Genomic DNA, 21,471 nt, shown 5'->3' on the forward strand with positions numbered 1-21,471 from the left:
AGGGGGAAACATGGCAGACATACTCCAGATATTGATCCTCGGCCTGGCGCTTGGCGGCGTCATCGCCCTGATGGGATCCGGCCTCTCGCTCGTCTTCGGCGTCATGCGCATCGTCAATCTCGCGCATCCGTCGCTGATAATCGCCGGTGCCTATATCGCCTACTGGGCCTTCAAAGTCCTTGGCATCGATCCGATCGTGATGCTGCCGGTGTCGGCGGCCATCTTGGCGGCGGTCGGCGTCCTCCTCTACCGCCTGATGTTCGAGAAGGAGACGAAGAGCGCAAAATACTCGGAGATGACGGTGCTTCTCACCTTCGCGCTGGCGATGATGGCGGAGGGTGTGCTCGGCGGCCTGTTCACCAACACCCAGCGCGTGACCTCGCCCGATTACGCGACTGATGCCTTCTTCATCGGCGACGTCTTCATTCCGAAGGGGCAGCTCTATGCAGGGGTGTTGTCGCTCGCGATCATCGCCGCGCTCACGCTTTTCCTGAAATATTCGCGCCTCGGTTATGCAATCCGCGCCACCACGCAGAACCGCGAGGCGGCAGAGCTCCTGGGCGTCAATGTCAACTTCATCAGCATTCTCGCCTTCGCGATCGGCATCGGTCTCGCCGGCGCTGCCGGCTCACTTGTCAGCTTCGTCTTCAGCTTCTTTCCGGCCAAGCACTGGGAGTGGATCGCGATGCTGATGTCGGTGGTCGTGCTCGGCGGCATGGGCAGCATCCTGGGGACAGTCGTCGCTGCACTGCTGCTGTCAGTCGTGGCCGCCTTCGTCGGCACGTGGATCGGCGCCACCTGGTCGACGATGACTTTCTTCCTCGCCCTTTTCCTCATCCTGCTGATCCGGCCCCAGGGGCTGTTCGGCGAAAAACCGGAGATGGCATGATGACCGTTACTCTTCAGCAATCCAGCGCCAGTTCCGTCCTCAAGGCACGTCGTGCACATAACGAGAAACTCGCCCGCAAGGCCGACCAGACAAGAGCCACATGGTTTCCCCTGGCGCTGTTGGCGATCCTCGTCGCGCTGCCGCTCCTGCAATTCGTAGGCAACTACAACTACGTGCTTCACCTCGTGCTGTTCACCGCCTCCTATGTGGCGATGGCTTCGGGATGGAACATCCTCGGCGGCTTCGCTGGCTACGTCTCGCTGGGTCACAGCGTGTTCTTCGGCGTCGGTGGCTACTTCGCCGGCATGCTGCTGGCGCGCTATGGCATCTCGACTATCATCACGGCGCCTCTTGCCGGTCTCGTCGCGGCTGTTCTCGGCTACTTGATCGGCCTGATCACGCTCAAGGTACGCGGACCAAGTTTCATCATCTCGTCGATCGCGCTTCTGATGATCGCGCGCATCCTGTTCGACAACTGGGAATTCGTCGGCGGCGCCAATGGCCTGACCCTGCCGACCAATGACCTGCCAGTGCAGTGGGCAAAGCTTCCCTATTATTACGCGATGATCGCAATCGCGGCCTTCACGGTCTGGGCGACCTATCGCATCAAGCATTCGAAGTTCGGTCTAGGTTTAAGGGCGATCTCGAAAGACGAGATCAAGGCGGAAAGCGCCGGCATCGACACGCGCTTCTATAAGGTCATGGCTTTCGCATTCTCAGCTTTCTTCGTTGGCATGACCGGCGCGGTCTGGGGCGAATATCTCACCTATCTTCGCCCGAATATTTTTCTCTTGATCCTCGTTTCGGCAAACCTCGTGCTGATGTCGATACTTGGAGGGAAGGGCACGATTGCAGGGCCTGTGGTCGGCGCCATCCTGATCGTCGCGCTGAACGAATTCTTCGTCGCCACGATGGGCGCCTCTGAGATCAACATTCTCGGAACCGGCCTGGTGATGGCGGTGGGCCTTATATTCTTCCCCTTGGGGCTGATCGGCACGCTGGCGAAGAAAGGCAAGCTGCCACGCGTGCTCAACTGGGATTAAGCGCCGGCGCCGCCGGAGCGACCGTTCCTGAACATTACGGATTGAGCCTTGCCCGAACGGCGAGAGGAGGATGTCATGTCTGAATACGCACTTTACAACGCACCCCAGTCCACCTGCAGTCAACGGGTGCGCTATGTGCTCCACGCCAAGGGCAGGACCTTCGAGGAGCACAAGCTGGACCTTTTCAGGGGCGACCAGCTGAAGCCTGAATACCTTGCCATCAATCCGAACGGGTTGGTTCCCGCGCTCGTGCATCAAGGTGCGGCGGTGATCGATTCCTCGGTGATCATGGAATATCTCGAAGACGTCGTTGCCGATTTCGCGCCACTGCGTCCGCGTGACCCGCTCGCGGTCGCACGGATGCGGGCAATGATGCGCTATATCGACGAAGTGCCCACGCCGGCCGTGCGCGTGCCGTCCTATAACTTGGCCTTCCTGCCCCATTATCAGGCCATGACGGAGGAGGAGTTCCTGGCGGTCTGCGAGAGCAAGCCGCTGCGCCGCGAGTTCCTGATGAAAATGGGGCGCACCGGCTTTCCGCAATCGGAAATGGACGAGGCGCTTGCGCGTCTTCGACGCGGCATCGACCGCATGGCACGTTGGCTCAACGAAAGCGGCGGACCATGGCTGATGGGCGACGATCTTTCTTTGGCGGACATCGCCATCATGCCGGTCATCGTGCGGATGGATGACATCAATCTCGGCCGCCTGTGGGCCGATGCTCCCGAGATCGCCGCCTGGCTCGATCGCATCCGCGCGACCGAAGCCTTTCCCAAGACCTATTACCACGGCTCGCTGCTCACGGAGAAATATCCACATCTCCAGGCCTTGAAGGCAGCGGCCGCCTGAACGCCGGCAAACGACAGGAGAAGCAGGATGCAACACATAACAGTCGAGCCGAAACTCATCGAAACCGTCGCCGACGTGACGCCGACCGTATTGGCCGCGATGTCACGGACGTCGAACCCGCGGCTCAAGCAATTGATGGAGTCGATGGTGCGTCATCTCCATGAATTCATCATCGAGACACGACCGACCGAGGAGGAGTTCGAATACGGACTGCGCTGGATCGCGGCACTCGGCCACCACACTCACGAGACCAACAACGAGGTCGTGCTCGCAGGAGATGTCCTCGGCGCTTCGACGCTGATCGACCTCATCAACAATAACGGCATGCAGGGCGAGACGATGTCGGCGCTGCTCGGCCCCTTCTATCGCGGCCAGGCGCCCGTTTGCGAATGCGGAGACTGCATCGCGCGTTCCGAAACGCCCGGCCCGACGCTCTATTTCAAGGGTACGGTCACTGGCGTCGATGGCAAGCCGGTCGCCGATGCGAAGCTCGATGTCTGGCAGGCTTCCCCGGTCGGCCTCTATGAAAATCAGGACGCGGAGCAGGACGATTTCAATCTCCGCGGTGTGTTCCGCACCGATGCCGAAGGGCGCTTTCACTTCACGTCGGTGAAGCCGGCCGGCTATCCGGTTCCGACCGATGGGCCTGTGGGCGACCTGCTGAGAGCACAGCGGCGCCACCCGATGCGGCCCGCCCACATCCACTTCATCGTCTCGGCGCCGGGCCACAAGACGTTGATCACCCAGATATTCTCCGATACGCCGCAGGCGCTGGTGACGGACGTTGTCTTCGGAGCCAAGACCCAGATCGTCGGCAACTTCGTCGAACATACGGAGCAGCATCCCGACTACCCGGAAACGCCGCTGCCTTTCTACACCTGCGAGTACCAGTTCAAGCTGCTCGAGGGCGAACCGAGCTATCCGGTTCCGCCGATTTCCGGCAGCAAATCGTGAGGGCATCGATAATGCGCTTGTCTGATGCCCTGAAGGGAAAGGTTGCAGTCGTCGCCGGCGGGTCCGGCGGCATCGGGCGGGAAGCCTGCCGCCTGTTCGCCGAAGCCGGCGCCCGGGTCGTGGTCGGTTACCGCTCCGGAAAGGAGACGGCGGAGGCGATCGTCGCAGCGTTGCCGGGCGAGGGACACGTAGCCCTGCCTGTCTCGATCGAGGACTCGTCGAGCATCAATGCGTTTCGGGACAGGACGCTTGAGACCCTTGATCGCGCCGACATCCTAGTGAACACGGCCGGCGTGACGAGCCCGGTCGCCCATGGGGATCTCGAAGGCCTGACCGATGGGCTGATCGACCAGATTTTCGTCAACAACTGGCGCGGCGTCTTTTCGACTGTGCGCGCCTTCGCCCCGGCGCTGAAAGCGCATCGAGACGGGCTGATCGTCAACGTCTCGTCGATTGCCGCCTTCACGGGGATCGGCTCGAACATCGCCTACTGCGGCGCAAAGGCGGGCTTGGACATCATGACCAATTCGCTCGCACGCGCGCTCGCACCGGACATTCGCGTCATGGCCGTTTCCCCCGGCGTCGTCGATACGGAGTTTGTTCCCGGCCGCGGCCAGGCGTTCAAGGAGAAGGCTGCCGCAGCGACCCCGCTCAAGCGGCTGACGACGCCCACCGACGTCGCGGAGGCAATCCTCGCCTGCGCCACACATCTGAAATTCTCGACCGGCGCCCGGATCGTCGTCGACGGGGGGAGGCACCTTTGATGCAGCCGAAAGTCATCATTACCTGCGCCGTCACGGGCAATCTCACGACCAGGGAAAACCATCCCGGCCTGCCGGTGACCCCGGAAGAAATCGCCAACTCCTGTCTGGAAGCGGCGGACGCTGGTGCGGCCGTGGTTCATATCCACGTGCGCGATCCGCAAACGGCGAAGCCATCCATGGAGGTCAAGCATTACCGCGAGGTGATCGAGCGGATCCGGGCGAAGAACGATGCGGTGATATTGAACGTCACGACCGGACCGGGCGGGCGCTATCACCCGAGCGACGAGAACCCCGCGGTCGCCGGGCCCCGTACGACGCTGATGCGCCCGGAACGGCGCGTCGAACATATTCTCGAATTGAAGCCGGACATCGCGACGCTCGATCTCAACACGATGACCTTCGGGACGGAAGTCGTGATCAACACGCCGGGTAACGTGAAGATCATGGCCGACCTCATCAATGGGGCCGGCGTCAAACCGGAGCTTGAGGTTTTCGATACCGGTGACATCCAGCTTGCGCACGATCTCCTGAAGGCGGGCGTGCTCAAGTCTCCAGCGATGTTCACGATCGTTACCGGGGTAAAATACGGCCTGCCTTCGACCGCCGACGCCATGGCGCTCGCCGTACGGATGTTGCCGCGTGATGCGGTGTGGACCGGCTTCGGCGTCGGCCGCATGTCCTTTCCGATGGCCGCCCAGGCCTATCTGCTCGGCGGACACGTCCGCGTCGGCCTCGAAGACAACTCATACATCGCAAAGGGCGTGCTCGCGAAAGGCAACGGTGAACTCGTTGAGCGGGCCTGCGACATCGTCGGGAAGCTGGGCGGCCAAATCGCCAATCCGTTCGAAGCACGAGAGATCCTGCAGTTGAAGGCCTGAGCGGCCGCATCCATGAAAGGGGAAGACCATGAATATGCTGACTGACACGAAGGCCGCAAAGGCGTTGCGCGTTTCGCAAGCCTCTGCCGATCTCGACAATCTGCTGATCGACGTCGTCGACGTCAGCGTGCCACGCCCCGGACCGGGGCAGGTGCTGGTGGAGATCATGGCGGCGGGTGTCAATCCCAGCGATGTCAAGGCCTCGCTCGGTCACATGCCGCATGCGGTCTGGCCGCGCATTCCCGGGCGCGATTTCGGCGGCATCGTCCGGGAAGGCCCGAAATCGATGATCGGAATGGAGATCTGGGGGGGCGGCGGCGAACTCGGCATCAGCCAGGACGGCAGCCATGCCAGATGGATGGTGCTCGACCAGAAGGCGGTGCGCGAAAAGCCCAAGAATTTCACAATGGAGGAGGCAGGGTCGATCGGCGTGCCGTTCATTACGGCCTATGAAGGTTTGCGTGAGGCAGGCGGCGTCCAGCCAACCGATGTCGTCCTCGTCTGCGGCGGCAACGGCAAGGTCGGACAGGCGGCGATCCAGCTTGCGACGATGGCTGGCGCCAAGGTCTTCGCCGTCGAGTACAACGACCAACCATTGCTCGGCCATATCAATGCGCCGGTTGAAATGCTGAACAGCGGCTCCGACGACGTGGCGGCGATCGTTCGGGAAAAGACCGGTGGCCACGGCGCGGATATCGTCTTCAATACGGTCGGCAGTCCCTATTTCGAGATAGCCAACAAGGCGATGGCGAAACAGGCCCGGCAGATTTTCATCTCCACCTTCGATCGAGCCGTGCCGTTCGACATCTTCAACTTCTTCCGCGGCCGCCACAAATATATCGGTATCGATACCCTGGCACTTTCCTCAGTCGATGGCGCGCGCATCTTCGACCGGCTGAAACCGAAATTCGAGGAGGGCCTGCTGAAGCCTTTCCCGATCAATCCCGCCACCGTCTACGGCTTTTCCGACGCCGCCAAGGCCTATGCCTCGGTGCTGCGCGGCACGCCGGAACGCGTCCTCCTGAAGCCGTGAGGTTTTGCGGATGCAGGTGACCCTCTATCGAGAGGCGAAGCCCTACGAGGCGGCGGAGCATTACGACATGCGCTGCCTTCGTCTCCAGGGGAAGGAGGCGACGGACACAGATACGATCTGGGTCGGTCTGTCGCATCTTCTCCCAGGGGCGCGCACATCGCTGAAGGATGCGCCCGTCGAGAAGATCTACGTCTGCGTTGCCGGCGAGGTAACGATCGAGACGCAGGACGAGACGGTAACGCTAGGATATCTCGACAGTTGCCGTCTTGCGCCAGGCGAGGCGCGCGCTGTCGAACCGAACAAATGCCCCAGCATCGGTGCTACTTGCGATGCCTGCGTGAAATGGCCTCAACGCATCAAGGAGCAGCCGGCTCGGCCGCCGGCTGCTCACGCCGAAGGACTGTGTGGCCGACAGATCGATCAAAAAGTCGAGAAGACCACCATGAGCACTGCGGCCCAGAACAGGGCCGATAGTTCAGCCGCTACGAGAAACCCAATAGTGGTGTCACTCATATGATCCTCCTTAGGCAAACCTCCATTGCCAGGAGGAACTATAGGGGACGGCTGAAGGTTCCGCTACCCAATATCGTGCGGACTGCCCACGGAGGCATTTCTCCATTGGATCACGTGAGCAGCGAATAGATCAGAGCGCCAACGGAACCCCAGAAACCAATCATTACCAGCGACATCGCGAGAACGAAGATCTTAGTCACGGCAAAACTCCACAACCTTTACGCAGGTGGGAACAACTACCGCAGCGCTAAGCGCTTGGTATCGGCACTAAGTCTGAGAAGAGTGGGACTATGGTCTGACATGCCCCTTCGGAGGGGGTCGCCTCATCGACCCAGACACAGCGGCATGCTGAGAACGTCTCGGTATGCAAAATCTGGAATGAATGGTTTTCCACCATTTCGATTTTCCGCCGCAGACAACCCGCCTATTCTCCAATGGTGTCAGGACAGCACTGCGGAATTGCCATGATCGATATCGGATCCCCGCAAATTCAAGACGATGTCCCGTCGAGCACTGTTCCTTCTACGCCCTCGTCGTTGACCGACCAGAACGCTCACAGATATGAAATTCAACGGAGACCACATGCCTCACGCTCAACCGACGCCCGGTAAGACGCTTCTTTCGCCGCCCGACCATACGCTCATCATGATCGACTTCCAGTCGCAGATGGCGTTTGCGACGAAGTCGATCGACGCGACGCTTCTGCGCAACAATGCCGCGCTGGTCGCCCATGCCGCCGCCGGCTTCGGCGTATCGACCATTCTCACCACCGTCGCCGAGAAGAGCTTCTCGGGCCCGATGTTCGACGAGATCACGGCGGCCTTCCCCGGCAAGGCGATGCTCGACCGCACATCGATGAACACCTGGGAAGATGCTGCGGTGATCGAGGAAGTGAACGCGATCGGCAAGCCCCGCATCGTCTTTGCCGGTCTCTGGACAAGCGTCTGCATCGTTGGTCCGACGCTCTCGGCGCTCGACCAGGGCTTCGAGGTCTACATTATCACTGACGCTTGCGGCGATATCTCCGAGGAAGCGCACGAGCGCGCCGTCGAACGCATGGTTCAGGCCGGCGCCTGCCCGATGACTTCGCTTCAGTACCTGCTCGAACTGCAGCGCGACTGGGCGCGCGGCGAGACCTATGAGATGACAACCGGCATCGCCAAGACGTTCGGCGGCGCCTACGGCCTCGGCATCACTTACGCCAAGACGATGTTTGGCGCGTCCGAAGGACACTGACCTCTCCCAAGGCAGGGCGCGCCTGCCGTTCCGTCCGCAGCAGGCAGCGGACGGAACGGCCCTTTAATGACGGAAGGACGTTGTCGATGAAAACGTCTTTTCTTTCGCTTGGGCCGGGGCCATCTGCCGCAGGGCAGGGGGTAGACCTGCCGGCGCCGGCCTGCGGAGGCAGTGTGCGGCCCGAACTGCCGCACGCACCTGGAGTGTAATCTAACTCGTTGCAACTACGCCATCCCGGGCGCAAAACCGCTACACGGTTTTCCTGGAAATTGCCCTAAATTAGGCGCGCTCCTCCCAAATCTTCGCCAACTCGACGAGCGTCCTCACACTTTTGTCCATATCCTGGCGGCTGATCCATTCGAGCGGCGAATGAAAGGCATGTCCGCCAGCGAAGATGTTGGCACAGGGCAGGCCCATATACGACAGCCTCGAGCCATCGGTGCCGCCGCGAATGCTGCCGCGCACCGGCACCATGCCGGCGCGTCGGATCGCCTCCATGGCGTTCTCGACAATCTCCGGATGGCGATCGAGGATCGCCTTCATGTTGCGGTACTGCTGCTTGACCTCGAACGTGTAGCTCGAACCGGGAAAGTCCGCCATCACGCCATTCACGATGTCTTCGAGCATCGCTTCCTTGACAGCAAGGCCGGCCTCATCGAAGTCGCGGACGATGAAGCCAAGCGTGGCTTTTTCCATCGAACCGGTCACGCCGATCGGGTGAACGAAGCCGTCTCGGCCCGCCGTCGTCTCCGGGGCAATGTCCTTCGGCAAGCGGTCGATGATCGCGCCGGCGATCTTGATGGCGTTCTCCATTTTTCCCTTGGCGAAGCCGGGATGGATCGCGACGCCCCGGATGGTGATTTCGACGCCGTCGGCCGAGAAGGTCTCGTCCTCGATATGGCCGGCCGTTTCGCCATCCACCGTATAGCCGAATTCTGCCCCGAGCTTTTTCAGATCGACCTTGTCGACGCCGCGGCCGATTTCCTCGTCCGGGGTGAAGAGAAGCTTGATCGCACCGTGCCGGACGTCCGGATTATCGACGAGGAATTGCGCAGCCGTCATGATCTCTGCGAGACCGGCCTTGTCGTCGGCGCCGAGCAGCGTCGTTCCGTCTGTTGTGATGATGTCGTTGGCGATCTGGTTGCCAAGCTCCGGATTATCGCTGACGCGGATGACCTGCTGCGGATCGCCTGAAAGCCGGATGTCGCCACCGGCGTAGTTTCGCACGATTTGCGGCTTGACGTTGGCGCCGGTGAAATCGGGCGCGGTATCCATGTGCGAGCAGAAGCAGATCACGGGCACCGGCTTGTCGACATTCGACGGGATCGTCGCATAGACATAGCCGTGCTCATCGAGATGCGCATCGGTGAGACCGATCGCCATCAATTCCTCGACCAATATCCGCGCGAGGTTCTTCTGCTTTTCGGTAGAGGGCTGCGTCGATGACTTGGGATCCGACTGCGTGTCGATGACGACATAGCGGAGGAAGCGATCGGTAACGGTATCGGTCATGGCGGGTCCAATCTGTTCGTCAGCGTTGGGACCGCTATAGCCTTCGCCAGCCTTCCCGTGAACGCATTTTTTGTCGAGCGGCGGGTGCTCTACCGAAGCGAACTACAGCGCCGCGCGTCTTATCAGACGCGTCAAAGGCGTTGTAGCACTTTGAATTGTTTCATGTTTCTGTCCTTAAATCGACTACGGATTAAGGAACATGCAGTAGACGTCACGCGCCCCAGATGACGGACTGCTCATGCCGCTTGATGAGGTGCTTGAGGTTGTCGAACCCCGTGCGAACATGCCGGGCGAATTGGTCCACGGCGGGCGTGCGCGGGGCGTCCGAGCGTTTGAGCAATCCGAGTGCCCGCTCCGGATGGGGAATAGAGACCGGCAGTGCCGTGATGGATTTCTGGCTCCGGAGCGCGAATACGACACTGTGGGGCAGGATCGTCAGCGCGTCCGCAGCTTTCATGTAGTTGACGACGCTCATCAATGAGCCGCCGGAATAGCGGATCTTGATCTCGGTCGCGCCGAAGGAGAGAAGCATGCTGCGCAGATCGGCAAGCAGCGGGCTGCCCGGCGGCGGCGCGATCCAAGGAAACTCGAGCAAATGAGCAGGTTGCGGCCGTCGCTTCATCAGCAGCGGATGCGTTACCCGGCACGCAATCACATTGCGGCCCGGCAGTATCTGCTGGAACTCGAGCCCCGATCCTTCGTCCAGGATATCGATTGGACAGATGGCGAGGTCAATCTGATCGGCTTTGAGTGCCGCGCGAAGATCGGGAAAGTAGCCGTAGCTCTGGTCGATGCGGACGTCGGGATAAAGGTTCTGGAATTCCGCGATCATGCCGGCAATGAGGCCGTCCATGAAAAAAGGCGTGCCTCCGAGACGCACAACGCCGCTGTGGCCGACGCGGAAGCTTTCGACGGTATCGGAGGCCTTGCGCGATGCTGACAGCATGATCTGGCCGTGGTCGGCCAAGGCGCGCCCGAGCGGTGTCGGCTGCAATGGCCGGCGGCCCTTGATGAAAAGCGGCTCGCCAACCCGCCTTTCCAAAAGGGCAAGGGTGCGCGAGACGGCGGGCTGCGATAGCCCGAGCAGGGCCGCACCCTCTGTCACGCCGCCGGCCTTCACGACCGCGGCGAGCTGAATCAGATGGCGTTCATCGAACTTCATAGCATTTGGTTATATTAAATCGGAATAAAATCATCAACGCCTTTGCCGTCCTGGGTTAGCTTCTTCAGCAACAGTCGATGTCTTGGAGGAGAGTATGTCGTCGGGGCCACTGGCGTTGAATTTCAGCGAGGCAAACTCGTCCGAGATTTTTGCGCAACGACTTCCGCAAGTAAGCGACAAGCGGTTGCCGCAGGCTCTGGCGGCGGTTGTCATGCACCTTCATCAAGTCATCAGGGAATTGCGCCCGACCCCGGCGGATTGGCGTAACGTCATCGCCTTTCTGACCGACGTCGGCCATGCCTCGGACGAGCGCCGCCAGGAATGGGTGCTGCTTTCCGATCTGTTCGGTGCCTCGGCGCTTGTCGAGGAAATCAATTCGCGTCGCCCTAAGGGCGCGACACCGAATACGGTTCGCGGCCCGTTCTTTCGCGCCGATGCGCCCGAACTGCCGTCGGGCAGCGACATCTCGCTGGATGGCATCGGCGAAAAGCTCGAGGTTTTTGCCCAGGTGCGGGACCTCGATGGCCATCCGATCGCCGGCGCGGAAGTCATCACCTGGCAGGCCAATGCCGAAGGCTTCTACGAGAACCAGCAGCCCGATCTTCAACCGGAATTCAATCTGCGCGGCATCTTCGAGACGAACGAGGAAGGCGGGTTTTGCTACCGGACCGTCAAGCCTTCCGGCTATCGCGTGCCCGATGATGGTCCAGTAGGCAGGCTCCTGCGGCAGGCGGGATATCCGCTATGCCGCCCGGCCCACCTCCACTTCATCGTCAGGGCGCCCGGCTTCGAGACGATCACCACGCATGTCTACGACGCAAGCGATCCCCATCTCGGCGAGGATGCAATCTTCGGGGTCAAGGAGGCGCTTGTTCGCGAGTTCAAGCGGCTGGATGGGAAAGGGGCGCCGGCCTGGCGGCTCGATTTCACCTTCGTGATGGCGCGCGCAAGGCAAGGAGCGGATGCATGAACCGCAATTTCGTCTATAGCGGCAGCCCAGCTCATATCGTCTTCGGCGAAGGCAAAAGCGCTCAGGCCGGGGAATGGGTGGAAAGAATCGGCTGCAAGAAAGCGCTCGTGCTCTCTACGCCCCAGCAGCAGACCGATGCCGAAGTGCTGGCGGAACGCCTCGGGCCACTCGCTGCCGGCGTTTTTGCGGGCGCCGTCATGCACACGCCGGTCGATGTGACCGAGAAGGCGATGGAGATCGTTGCACGAACCGGCGCCGATTGCGTCGTTTCGCTCGGCGGCGGCTCGACTACCGGTCTCGGCAAGGCGATCGCCTATCGAATCGACCTGCCGCAGATCGTCATTCCGACGACTTACGCCGGCTCGGAGGTGACGCCAATCCTCGGGCAGACCGAGGGCGGGCGGAAGACGACCGTGCGTCATCCGAGCATCCTGCCGGAGGTCGTGATCTATGACCCAGCGCTGACATTGGGACTGCCGGTCGGCATGAGCATCAACAGCGGTTTGAACGCGATGGCGCATGCGGTAGAGGCGCTTTACGCTCAGGACCGCAATCCGATCTCGACGCTGATGGCGGTCGAGGGGCTTCGCGCCTTCGAGACGAGCCTGCCGAAGATGGCCGAGGCTCCGAGCGATATCGAGGTGCGCGCCAACGCCCTTTATGGTGCCTGGCTTTGCGGCACAGTGCTCGGCACGGTCGGCATGGCGCTGCACCACAAGATCTGCCACACGCTTGGCGGCACCTTCGACACGCCGCATGCCGAAACGCATGCAATCATGCTGCCGCATACGGCCGGCTACAACGCGGCCGCCGTTGCGGAACTGCTGGCTCCGATCGCCGAGATGTTCGGTGGCTCGGTCGGCGGCGGCCTTTGGGACTTCGCCAGGAAAATAGGCGCTCCACTGGCGCTGAAGGACCTCGGCTTAGGCGAGCCAGATCTCGACCGGGCAGCGGAGATCGCCACGGAGAATCCCTATTGGAACCCGCGCCCGGTTGACCGGCGATCCATTCGTGACCTGCTGCAGGATGCCTGGGAGGGCAGGCGGCCGACACGCTGAAAACACTCTCTGGAGGAGAGGGAAATGGGAGGAGGAACTATGTTTACGAGGCGTGATTTCTTGAAAACCACGGCGGCGACGGGGGCGTTTGCCGTCACGTCCGGACTCTCCATGCCGGCGATCGCGCAGAACGCGCCGGTCAAGCTTGGCTATGTCAGCCCCCAGACCGGGCCGCTCGCCGCCTTCGGCGAAGCCGACAAATTCGTCATTGACAGCTTTCTGGCGGCGACCAAGGCGATGGGCCTCAACTACGAGGTTGTCGTGAAAGACAGCCAGTCGAACCCGAACCGTGCAGCGGAAGTCGCCAAGGAATTGATCGTCACGGACGAGGTCAACCTCGTGCTGGTCGCGTCCACTCCGGAAACGACCAACCCGGTCGCGACCACCTGCGAGGCGGAGGAGATGCCTTGCATTTCGACGGTCGCTCCATGGCAGCCATGGTTCATCGGCCAGCAAGGCAATCCGGGCGACCCGAGCTCGTGGAAGCCCTTCGATTATGCCTATCACTTCTTCTGGGGTCTGGAAGACGTCATTGCCGTCTTTACCAATATGTGGGCGCAAATCGAGACCAACAAGCAAGTGGCCGGCCTCTTTCCCAATGACGGCGATGGCAATGCCTGGGGCGACAAGACGGTTGGCTTCCCGCCGGTCCTGGAAAAGATGGGCTATGCGCTCACCGATCCCGGCCGCTACCAGAACATGACGGATGATTTCTCCGCGCAGATCAACGCCTTCAAGTCCGGCCGGTGCGAGATTGTCACAGGCGTCGTGATCCCGCCGGATTTCACGACGTTCTGGAACCAGGCGAAACAGCAGGGTTTCGCGCCGAAGATCGCCTCTATCGGCAAGGCGCTTCTGTTTCCGCAAACGGTGGAGGCGCTCGGCGATGCCGGTCACAATCTCTCGTCGGAAATCTGGTGGACGCCGAGCCACCCGTTCAAGTCGTCTCTGACCGGCGAGAGTTCGGCCGAGATTGCCGGAAACTTCACCAAGGCCACGAACCGGCCCTGGACGCAGCCGATCGGTTTTGCGCATGCGCTGTTCGAACTGGCGGTCGACGTCATGAAGCGGGCGGCCGACCCGACCGACGGCGACGCTGTCGCCGAAGCAATTGCCGCCACAAGACTTGATACCCTCGTCGGGCCTATCGCCTGGGACGGAAAGAACCTGCCGCCTTTCGCTGCAAAAAATGTCGCGAAGACACCGCTCGTCGGCGGCCAATGGCGGCTCAAGGACGGCGGCGGCTACGACCTCGTGATCACCGACAACAAAACGGCGCCGGCCATTCCGGTCGGCGGCAAGATGGAGCCGATCGCCTGAGCTACAGGCGGTTACCCCTGGCCACCGGCCGACGAGGGCTGACACGCCGTATCTGTGCGGCGTCAAGCAACCATTGGATGCGCGGCGCAAGATGAACTGCCGGGCCTTTGGTCGTTTTCGGAGTGAAGCGAATGGCAATTCTAAGACTTGAAGAGGTGTCGAAGAAGTTCGGTGCTCTGACGGTCGCCGAGCAGATCTCCTTTGCCGTCGGCGAGGGCGAAGCGCTCGGCATCATCGGGCCGAACGGCGCGGGGAAGTCGACGCTCTTCAACCTCATCAATGGCAATATCGCGCCCGATAGCGGAACGATCCACTTTTGCGGTGCGGACGTCACCCGCGTGCCGCCGATGGCGCGCTGCCTTTCAGGAATGGGGCGGACATTCCAGATACCGCAACCGTTCGAGCAACTGACCGTCTTCGAAAACCTGCTCGTCGCCGGTTCCTTCGGCACGCGACGACAGGAATCGGAAGTCTCCGATCGCTGTGCTGAAATCCTTGTCGATACCGGTCTGATCGACAAAGCCAACGTGCTCGCCGGGGGCCTGACGCTCCTGCAGCGCAAACGGCTGGAATTGGCCCGCGCGCTCGCCACCGAGCCGAAGCTCCTGCTTTTGGACGAGATTGCCGGCGGCCTCACCGAAGGCGAGTGCCGCTCGCTGGTCGCCACCATCCGCGCCATCCACGCCAAGGGCGTCGCCGTGATCTGGATTGAACACGTTCTGCATGCGCTGAACTCGGTCGTCGAGCGCCTGCTGGTACTGCATTTCGGCAAGGTGATCGGCATCGGCAAGCCGGACGAAATCATGGCCTCGCGGCAGGTGCGCGAAATTTATCTGGGGATCGAGATCTGATGGCGCTGATCGAAACAAAAGGGCTGACCGCCTTCTACCGCGATTTCCAGGCTCTTTTCGGTGTTGATATCGCCGTGGACGCGGGTGAGACGATTGCCATCATTGGCGCGAACGGTGCCGGCAAGACCACATTGATGCGTTCCATTTCCGGGGTTCTCGCCAATGAGCCGGGAGCGATCCTCCATAACAACGAGCCGATCGGCGCCCTTCCGGCGCCCGACGTCCTTGCCCGCGGCATCGCCATGGTGCCGGAAGGGCGCAAGCTCTTTCCGTCGCTGACGGTCGAGGAAAATCTGCTTGTCGGCGGTTACGGCCGCAAGGCTGAGGGGCAGTGGACGCTGGAGAGCCTCTATGCGCTCTTTCCCGTTCTCAAGGAGCGTCGGCAGAGTCCGGCAACGGCGCTCTCCGGTGGCCAGCAGCAGATGGTGGCGATCGGCCGGGCGCTTATGTCAAATCCGAGCGTGCTGCTTTGCGACGAAATCAGCCTGGGTCTCGCGCCGGCGGTCGTGCGGACCATCTATGCCGCTTTTCCGCGCATTCGCGCGAGCGGCGCGTCCATCGTCATCGTCGAACAGGATATCGGCCAGGCACTGAAGGTTGCCGACCGCGTCTATTGCATGATGGAGGGACGCATCACGCTCTCCGGTCGCTCGTCGGAGCTTGGTCACGAAGAGATCCACAAGGCCTATTTCGGAGCGGAGCGCCATGAACTGGCTTGATACCATCCTCCAAGGCGTGTTGCTCGGCGGGCTCTATGCGCTTTTTGCAGCCGGCTTGAGCCTCGTCTTCGGCATCATGCGGCTTGTGAACCTCGCCCATGGCGACCTGATCGTGCTCGCCGCTTTTGCCATACTCGTGCTGACTACCTCGCTTGGCGTCAGCCCCTTTGTCGGCGCCCTCATTGCCGCGCCGCTGATGTTTACCGCCGGCTGGGTGCTGCAATACTTCCTGCTCAATCGCACATTGGGCAAGGACATCCTGCCGCCGTTGCTCGTGACTTTCGGGCTGTCGATCGTGCTGCAGAACGGACTGCTCGAAGGATTTTCCGCCGATAGCCGCCGTGTCTCCGCCGGTAGCCTCGAATCCGCATCGATCGCGCTTGGGCCGGTCAATGCCGGCGTCATGCCGCTGACGACTTTCCTTTCCGCCGTTGCCGTCATCGTCTGTCTCAACCAGCTCATTTACCGCACCGCCGTTGGTCGCGCCTTTCGCGCCACGTCGGATGATCCGGTGACGGCAGGTCTGATGGGCATCCGGCCGCAACGGATATTCGCGCTTGCAACCGGCCTGGCGATGGTCGTGGTGACGATCGCCGCACTCTATCTCGGCACCCGTGCCAATTTCGAGCCGACCTCGGGGCCGGCGCGCCTGATCTACGCCTTCGAAGCAGTCATCATCGGCGGGCTCGGCTCACTCTGGGGCACGCTTGCCGGTGGCGTCATCCTGGGGATCGCGCAGACGGTCGGTGCCGCGATCAACCCCGAATGGCAGATCCTCGCCGGGCATCTCGCCTTTCTGCTGGTTCTCCTTTTCAAACCGCGCGGCCTTTTCCCGCGCGCCGTGGATTGAGGTGCATCGATGTCGCTCGTCGTTCCATCCTGGCAGGTCGAAACCCGAACCAAGGCATCGGCGCCCTTCGCTCTTGCAGCTGCCGCAGCGCTGGCGCTCGCCTTCGCGGCGCCATTCCTCGTCTCACGCGGGGCCGTCCAGGATCTGTTCTTCATCCTGACGATGCTGGTGCTCGCGCAGAACTGGAATTTGCTTGCGGGTTACGCCGGGCTGATTTCGGTCGGCCAGCAGGCTTTCGTCGGCTTCGGCGCCTATGCGATGTTCGCCTGCGTGATCCTGCTCGGCGTCGACCCGATCGCTGCAGTGCTGATCGCGGGCGTGCTTTCGATGCTGCTGGCGATACCGACCGCGTTCTTCACGTTCCGACTGCAGGGGCCGTATTTTGCGATTGGAACCTGGGTGATCGCCGAGGTCGTCCGTCTGTTGCTGGCGCAGTGGAAGGCGCTCGGCGGGGGAACGGGTACGTCGCTGCCGCGCGACGCGACCCGCGACATGATCGGCGTCGGCTTGATGCGCGACGTCTTCGACATGAAGGCCTCGGAAGCGGGCGATGCGCTCACCTATTGGCTGGCACTGATCCTGATGGTGTTGACCATCGGCTTCGTCTACAGGCTGCTGTGCAGCAAGCAGGGTCTCGGCCTGGCGGCGGTGCGTGACAACGAGCAGGCGGCGCGCGCCGTCGGCGTCAATGCGCGGCGAATGAAGGCGCTCGTCTATCTCGCCGCCTCGTTCATCACCGGCGTTGCCGGCGCGCTGATCTACGTGCAGAAGGCGCGCATTTCGCCGGACGCGGCCTTTTCGGTCATCGACTGGACGGCCTACGTGATCTTCATCGTCGTGATCGGCGGCATCGGCACGGTCGAGGGGCCGATCGTCGGCGTCATCCTGTTCTTTTTCCTGCAGAATCTCCTTGCCGGCTACGGCTCCTGGTATCTCCTGATGCTGGGCCTGATCGGCATTCTCGTCATGCTTTTCGCGCCGCGCGGTCTCTGGGGCCTCTTCTCGGACCGCACCGGCATCCAGCTTTTCCCGGTTCGCCGCCTGCTGAGGGGCGGATCACTCAATCAAGCGCATAAGGGAGGGCCTCATGGCTGACATCACCACCGACGTACTCATCATCGGCACCGGGCCTGCGGGATCGGCCACTGCCGCGCTGCTTTCGACCTATGGCATTGAAAACGTGGTGATCAATCGCTACCGATGGCTCGCCAATACGCCACGCGCGCATATCACCAACCAGCGCACGATGGAGGTGCTGCGCGATCTTGGCCGTGACGTCGAGGACGAGGCCTATATGTTCGCCGCCGAGCAGGACCTGATGGGCGAGAACGTGTTCTGTACGTCGCTTGCGGGCGAGGAGATCGGCCGCATGAAGAGCTGGGGCAAACACCCGCTCAGCCGCGCCGAGCACCAGCTGTCTTCGCCGAGCCATATGAACGACCTGCCGCAAACCTTCATGGAGCCGCTCTTGTTCAAGACGGCATGCTCACGCGGCACGCAGGCCCGGATGTCGACGGAGTATATAAGCCACGTGCAGGACGCCGAGGGCGTCACCACCACCTGTCTCGACCGGCTGACCGGCAACGAAGTCACGGTCCGCTCGAAGTATCTGATCGGCGCCGACGGAGGTAATTCGAAGGTCGCGGAGCATGCGGGCCTCACCTTCGAGGGCAAGATGGGCGTTGCCGGCTCGATGAACATCCTGTTCGAAGCCGATCTCTCCCGATACGTCGCCCATCGTCCGTCGGTGCTTTATTGGGTGCTTCAGCCAGGCGCCGATGTCGGCGGCATCGGCATGGGCCTCGTGCGCATGGTGCGGCCCTGGCACGAATGGCTGATCGTCTGGGGCTACGACATCAATGAGCCGGCACCGCAGGTAGAGGAGGCTCACGCCAAGAAGGTGGTCTGCGATCTTGTCGGCGTGCCGGACCTGGAGCCACGGATCAAGCAGGTCTCCACCTGGACCGTCAACAACATGTACGCGACGACCATGTCCAATGGGCGCGTGTTCTGCATGGGCGACGCGACGCACCGCCATCCCCCCTCGAACGGGCTCGGCTCCAACACGTCCATCCAGGATGCGTTCAATCTCGCCTGGAAGCTTGCCTTCGTGCTCAAGGGCAAGGCCGGCCCAAAACTGCTCGACAGCTACGGCGCAGAGCGCGCACCGGTCGCCAAGCAGATCGTCACGCGGGCCAACAAGTCGATCGAGGAGTTCGGCCCGATCTTCAAGGCGCTAGGCCTGCTCGATTCGATCGACCCGGTGAAGATGCAGGAGAACATGGATGCGCGCTGCAACAACACGCCGGCCGCGGAAGAACAGCGCGCGGCGATCCGCAAATCCATTGCCGACAAGGTCTATGAATTCGATGCCCACGGCGTCGAGATGAACCACCGTTATCGTTCCGATGCGATCGTGACCGACGGGCAGGCAGAGCCCGCCTTCACGAAGGATGAGGAACTGCACTTTCAGCCGACGACATGGCCCGGTGCGCGGTTGCCGCATGCATGGGTATTCTCCGGCGACGGGACCAAGGTCTCGACTCTGGACCTGACCGGCCACGGCAAATTCACGATGCTGACCGGCATCGGTGGCGAAGGCTGGGTCGAGGCCGCCCGTGCCGTCGGCAGCGAGCTCGGCATCGAAATTGCTGCCCACGTGATCGGCCCGCGCCAGCATTGGCAGGATTTTACCGGCGACTGGGCGAACGCGCGCGAAGTGCGCGATAGCGGCATCGTGCTGGTGCGCCCGGATCATCACGTCTGCTGGCGAAGCAACGTGATCGCCGCCGACCCGGTGGCTGAGCTCTATCGCGTCATGACGGCGATTCTGGGCAAGTGAGGACCACTATGGAAGCGCATGAAAGAGGCTTTTTCACCGAAGAGAACTCCATCGAGGTCGTGACCGGCCGCAACCAGAACGCCAAGGATGCGCGGCTGAAGCAGGTGATGGAGGTCGTCATTCGCAAGCTGCACGAGGCCGTGAAGGAAATCGAGCCGACGCAGGAGGAGTGGCTGCAGGCGATCCTGTTTCTGACCCGAACGGGGCAGATGTGCAACGAGTGGCGCCAGGAGTTCATCCTGCTGTCGGACACGCTCGGGGTTTCGATGCTGGTGGATGCCATCAACAACCGCAAACCTTCCGGAGCTTCCGAAAGCACAGTGCTCGGACCCTTCCACGTCAAGGGAGCTCCGGAACTTGAGATGGGCGCCAATATCTGCCTCGACCACAAGGGAGAGGACCTGTTCATCCAGGGCCGGATTCTCGACACGAGCGGCAAGCCGATCGCCGGTGCGGTGCTCGATGTCTGGCAGGCCAACGACGAAGGCTTTTACGACGTCCAGCAGCAGGGCATCCAGCCGGACTTCAATTTGCGCGGCGTGTTCCGCACCGGGCCCGACGGACGGTACTGGTTCCGGGCGGTGAAGCCGAAATACTATCCGATCCCGAACGACGGGCCGGTGGGGCAGATGCTCGACTATCTCGGCCGCCACCCCAACCGTCCGGCGCATCTGCATTACATCATCAAGGCCAGTGGCTTCGAGACGCTGATCACCCACATCTTCGATCCGGACGATCCCTACATCAATTCCGACGCAGTGTTCGGCGTGAAGGAGAGCCTGCTCGCGGAGTTCAAGCGCACGCACGACCCGGTGCGTGCGAAGGAATACGGCTTCGAAGAGGACTTTTGGGAGGTGGAGCACGACTTCGTGCTGGCGCGCGCCGGCGAAGCGCGCAGTTGAAGCAGAGGGTGGCAAGCCTTGCGGAAGGGCTTGCCGCCTCTCTCTCTGCGTCAGGTCAAGCGCCGTCCGTCCGCAGAGAAAAGCCGTCGCTTATTATCGTCGACCGAAAGCATTATCGTGCTGCCGGCATTGACCGCCGGCCCCGAGCGATACTCGGCAATGAGCGGCTGGCCGTCGGCAAGCTGGCAATAGAGATACTGGGTGCCGCCGAGATATTCGGCAAAATCGACCTTTGCAGGAATGGATTCGGCTCTCCCGTCCGCGACGAAAAGATGTTCCGGCCTTGCTCCGAAGAAAACCTTGTCTCCGATTTGCAAATTCTCCGCTGCGATCGGCACGGACATCTCGCTTCCCGCAACGCGAACGCGTCCATTGCCTAGCCATATGGCACCGAGCAGGTTCATGCGTGGCGAGCCGATGAAGCCCGCGACGAAGATGTTCGCGGGATTCTCATAGACCTCGCGCGGCGTCCCCTCCTGTTCAACGCGCCCGTCCCGCAGCACGACGATCCTGTCGGCGAGCGTCATCGCCTCGGTCTGGTCATGGGTCACGTAGATCATCGTATTGCCAAGCTCGCGATGGAGTCTGGCGATTTCGATGCGCATCGAGACACGCAACTCCGCATCGAGGTTGGAAAGCGGCTCGTCGAAAAGAAAGACATCGGGTTTGCGCACGATCGCCCGTCCGATGGCGACGCGCTGGCGCTGGCCGCCGGAAAGCTGGCCTGGGCGACGGTCGAGCAGGTGGTCGATCTTCAGGATCGCGGAGGCGGCTTTCACGCGCGCGTCGATTTCGGCCGTCTCGGTGCGCGCCATTTTCAGACCGAAGGCGAGATTTTCGCGCACGCTCATATGCGGATAGAGGGCATAGGATTGAAAGACCATCGCAATGCCGCGGTCGGATGGATCGAGGTCGGTGACGTTGCGGCCCTTGATCTCGATCTCGCCATCGGTGACCTCCTCGAGGCCAGCAATCATGCGCAGCAAGGTCGACTTGCCGCAGCCGGACGGGCCGACGAAGACGACGAACGAGCCTTCCGCAATCCTAAGATCAATGCCGTGGATAACCTCCAGGCTGCCGAAGCTCTTGCGAATGTCCGTCAATACAACTCCCGTTTCGTTCATGC

Annotated in this window: 21 protein-coding genes; 18 read left to right on the forward strand and 3 right to left on the reverse strand. The window is 61.7% G+C overall.

Going from position 1 to position 21,471, the window contains the following annotated elements; genetic code table 11:
- Positions 1-10 precede the first annotated feature (10 nt).
- The 9 genes from ILFOPFJJ_RS25740 (at position 11) to ILFOPFJJ_RS25780 (ending at position 8,159) form a co-directional block, all read left to right on the forward strand.
- A complete protein-coding gene (locus ILFOPFJJ_RS25740; protein WP_173513402.1) occupies positions 11-889 on the forward strand; it encodes a branched-chain amino acid ABC transporter permease in 879 nt (292 codons plus the stop codon).
- Entirely contained in the window at positions 889-1,932 is a 1,044-nt protein-coding gene (locus ILFOPFJJ_RS25745) for a branched-chain amino acid ABC transporter permease (protein ID WP_173513403.1), read from the forward strand. The genes ILFOPFJJ_RS25740 and ILFOPFJJ_RS25745 overlap by 1 nt, the downstream gene beginning before the upstream one ends.
- A 75-nt stretch (positions 1,933-2,007) precedes the next feature.
- Positions 2,008-2,781, forward strand: coding sequence for a glutathione S-transferase family protein (locus ILFOPFJJ_RS25750; protein WP_173513404.1), 774 nt, complete (start codon positions 2,008-2,010; stop codon positions 2,779-2,781).
- Between the two features lie 27 nt (positions 2,782-2,808).
- Positions 2,809-3,735, forward strand: a complete 927-nt coding sequence (locus tag ILFOPFJJ_RS25755) for a dioxygenase family protein (protein WP_173513405.1) — start codon at positions 2,809-2,811, stop codon at positions 3,733-3,735.
- Positions 3,736-3,746: 11 nt separating this feature from the next.
- Entirely contained in the window at positions 3,747-4,499 is a 753-nt protein-coding gene (locus tag ILFOPFJJ_RS25760; protein ID WP_173513406.1) for an SDR family NAD(P)-dependent oxidoreductase, read from the forward strand.
- Positions 4,499-5,377 carry a beta-keto acid cleavage family enzyme gene (locus tag ILFOPFJJ_RS25765; RefSeq protein WP_173513407.1) on the forward strand — a complete coding sequence of 293 codons (879 nt, stop codon included), beginning with the start codon at positions 4,499-4,501 and terminating at the stop codon, positions 5,375-5,377. The genes ILFOPFJJ_RS25760 and ILFOPFJJ_RS25765 overlap by 1 nt, the downstream gene beginning before the upstream one ends.
- Positions 5,378-5,405: 28 nt before the next feature.
- Positions 5,406-6,410: a quinone oxidoreductase family protein gene (locus ILFOPFJJ_RS25770; protein WP_210267569.1), complete on the forward strand. Its 1,005-nt coding sequence runs from the start codon at positions 5,406-5,408 to the stop codon at positions 6,408-6,410.
- A 10-nt stretch (positions 6,411-6,420) separates the two neighbouring features.
- Complete coding sequence (locus tag ILFOPFJJ_RS25775) at positions 6,421-6,927, forward strand: cupin domain-containing protein (RefSeq protein ID WP_210267570.1); 507 nt, start codon at positions 6,421-6,423, stop codon at positions 6,925-6,927.
- A gap of 578 nt (positions 6,928-7,505) precedes the next feature.
- Positions 7,506-8,159, forward strand: coding sequence for a hydrolase (locus ILFOPFJJ_RS25780; protein ID WP_173513408.1), 654 nt, complete (start codon positions 7,506-7,508; stop codon positions 8,157-8,159).
- 279 nt (positions 8,160-8,438) lie between these two features.
- Here ILFOPFJJ_RS25780 and pepT read toward each other — a convergent pair whose 3' ends face one another.
- Both pepT and ILFOPFJJ_RS25790 read right to left on the reverse strand, forming a co-directional pair.
- Positions 8,439-9,671, reverse strand: a complete 1,233-nt coding sequence (gene pepT, locus ILFOPFJJ_RS25785; protein WP_173513409.1) for a peptidase T — start codon at positions 9,669-9,671, stop codon at positions 8,439-8,441.
- 211 nt (positions 9,672-9,882) lie between these two features.
- On the reverse strand, positions 9,883-10,833 hold the full coding sequence (locus ILFOPFJJ_RS25790; RefSeq protein ID WP_173513410.1) for a LysR family transcriptional regulator: 951 nt from the start codon (positions 10,831-10,833) through the stop codon (positions 9,883-9,885).
- A 94-nt stretch (positions 10,834-10,927) separates the two neighbouring features.
- Here ILFOPFJJ_RS25790 and ILFOPFJJ_RS25795 point away from each other — a divergent pair, with 94 nt between their 5' ends.
- From ILFOPFJJ_RS25795 to ILFOPFJJ_RS25835, 9 genes are all read left to right on the forward strand, one after another.
- Entirely contained in the window at positions 10,928-11,803 is an 876-nt protein-coding gene (locus ILFOPFJJ_RS25795; protein ID WP_173513411.1) for a dioxygenase family protein, read from the forward strand.
- The gene (locus tag ILFOPFJJ_RS25800; protein WP_173513412.1) at positions 11,800-12,861 is read left to right on the forward strand and encodes a maleylacetate reductase; all 1,062 of its coding nucleotides are present in this window, start codon (positions 11,800-11,802) and stop codon (positions 12,859-12,861) included. The genes ILFOPFJJ_RS25795 and ILFOPFJJ_RS25800 overlap by 4 nt, the downstream gene beginning before the upstream one ends.
- A gap of 39 nt (positions 12,862-12,900) precedes the next feature.
- Complete coding sequence (locus ILFOPFJJ_RS25805; RefSeq protein WP_173513413.1) at positions 12,901-14,181, forward strand: ABC transporter substrate-binding protein; 1,281 nt, start codon at positions 12,901-12,903, stop codon at positions 14,179-14,181.
- A gap of 131 nt (positions 14,182-14,312) precedes the next feature.
- Positions 14,313-15,032, forward strand: coding sequence for an ABC transporter ATP-binding protein (locus tag ILFOPFJJ_RS25810; RefSeq protein WP_173513414.1), 720 nt, complete (start codon positions 14,313-14,315; stop codon positions 15,030-15,032).
- Positions 15,032-15,751, forward strand: coding sequence for an ABC transporter ATP-binding protein (locus tag ILFOPFJJ_RS25815; RefSeq protein ID WP_173513415.1), 720 nt, complete (start codon positions 15,032-15,034; stop codon positions 15,749-15,751). The genes ILFOPFJJ_RS25810 and ILFOPFJJ_RS25815 overlap by 1 nt, the downstream gene beginning before the upstream one ends.
- Positions 15,738-16,601 (forward strand): branched-chain amino acid ABC transporter permease, encoded by an 864-nt coding sequence (locus tag ILFOPFJJ_RS25820; protein WP_173513416.1) that lies wholly within the window; start codon positions 15,738-15,740, stop codon positions 16,599-16,601. The genes ILFOPFJJ_RS25815 and ILFOPFJJ_RS25820 overlap by 14 nt, the downstream gene beginning before the upstream one ends.
- 9 nt (positions 16,602-16,610) lie before the next feature.
- Complete coding sequence (locus ILFOPFJJ_RS25825) at positions 16,611-17,696, forward strand: branched-chain amino acid ABC transporter permease (protein WP_173513417.1); 1,086 nt, start codon at positions 16,611-16,613, stop codon at positions 17,694-17,696.
- Complete coding sequence (locus ILFOPFJJ_RS25830) at positions 17,689-19,443, forward strand: FAD-dependent oxidoreductase (RefSeq protein WP_173513418.1); 1,755 nt, start codon at positions 17,689-17,691, stop codon at positions 19,441-19,443. Before ILFOPFJJ_RS25825 ends, ILFOPFJJ_RS25830 begins: the two co-directional genes overlap by 8 nt.
- Before the next feature lie 8 nt (positions 19,444-19,451).
- Positions 19,452-20,345 carry an intradiol ring-cleavage dioxygenase gene (locus ILFOPFJJ_RS25835; protein ID WP_173513419.1) on the forward strand — a complete coding sequence of 298 codons (894 nt, stop codon included), beginning with the start codon at positions 19,452-19,454 and terminating at the stop codon, positions 20,343-20,345.
- Between the two features lie 50 nt (positions 20,346-20,395).
- On the opposite strand, the gene ILFOPFJJ_RS25840 is transcribed toward ILFOPFJJ_RS25835, so the two are convergent.
- Complete coding sequence (locus tag ILFOPFJJ_RS25840) at positions 20,396-21,469, reverse strand: ABC transporter ATP-binding protein (RefSeq protein WP_173513420.1); 1,074 nt, start codon at positions 21,467-21,469, stop codon at positions 20,396-20,398.
- Positions 21,470-21,471: the final 2 nt, after the last annotated feature.

It is taken from the genome of Sinorhizobium psoraleae (assembly GCF_013283645.1).
GTDB lineage: Bacteria > Pseudomonadota > Alphaproteobacteria > Rhizobiales > Rhizobiaceae > Sinorhizobium > Sinorhizobium psoraleae.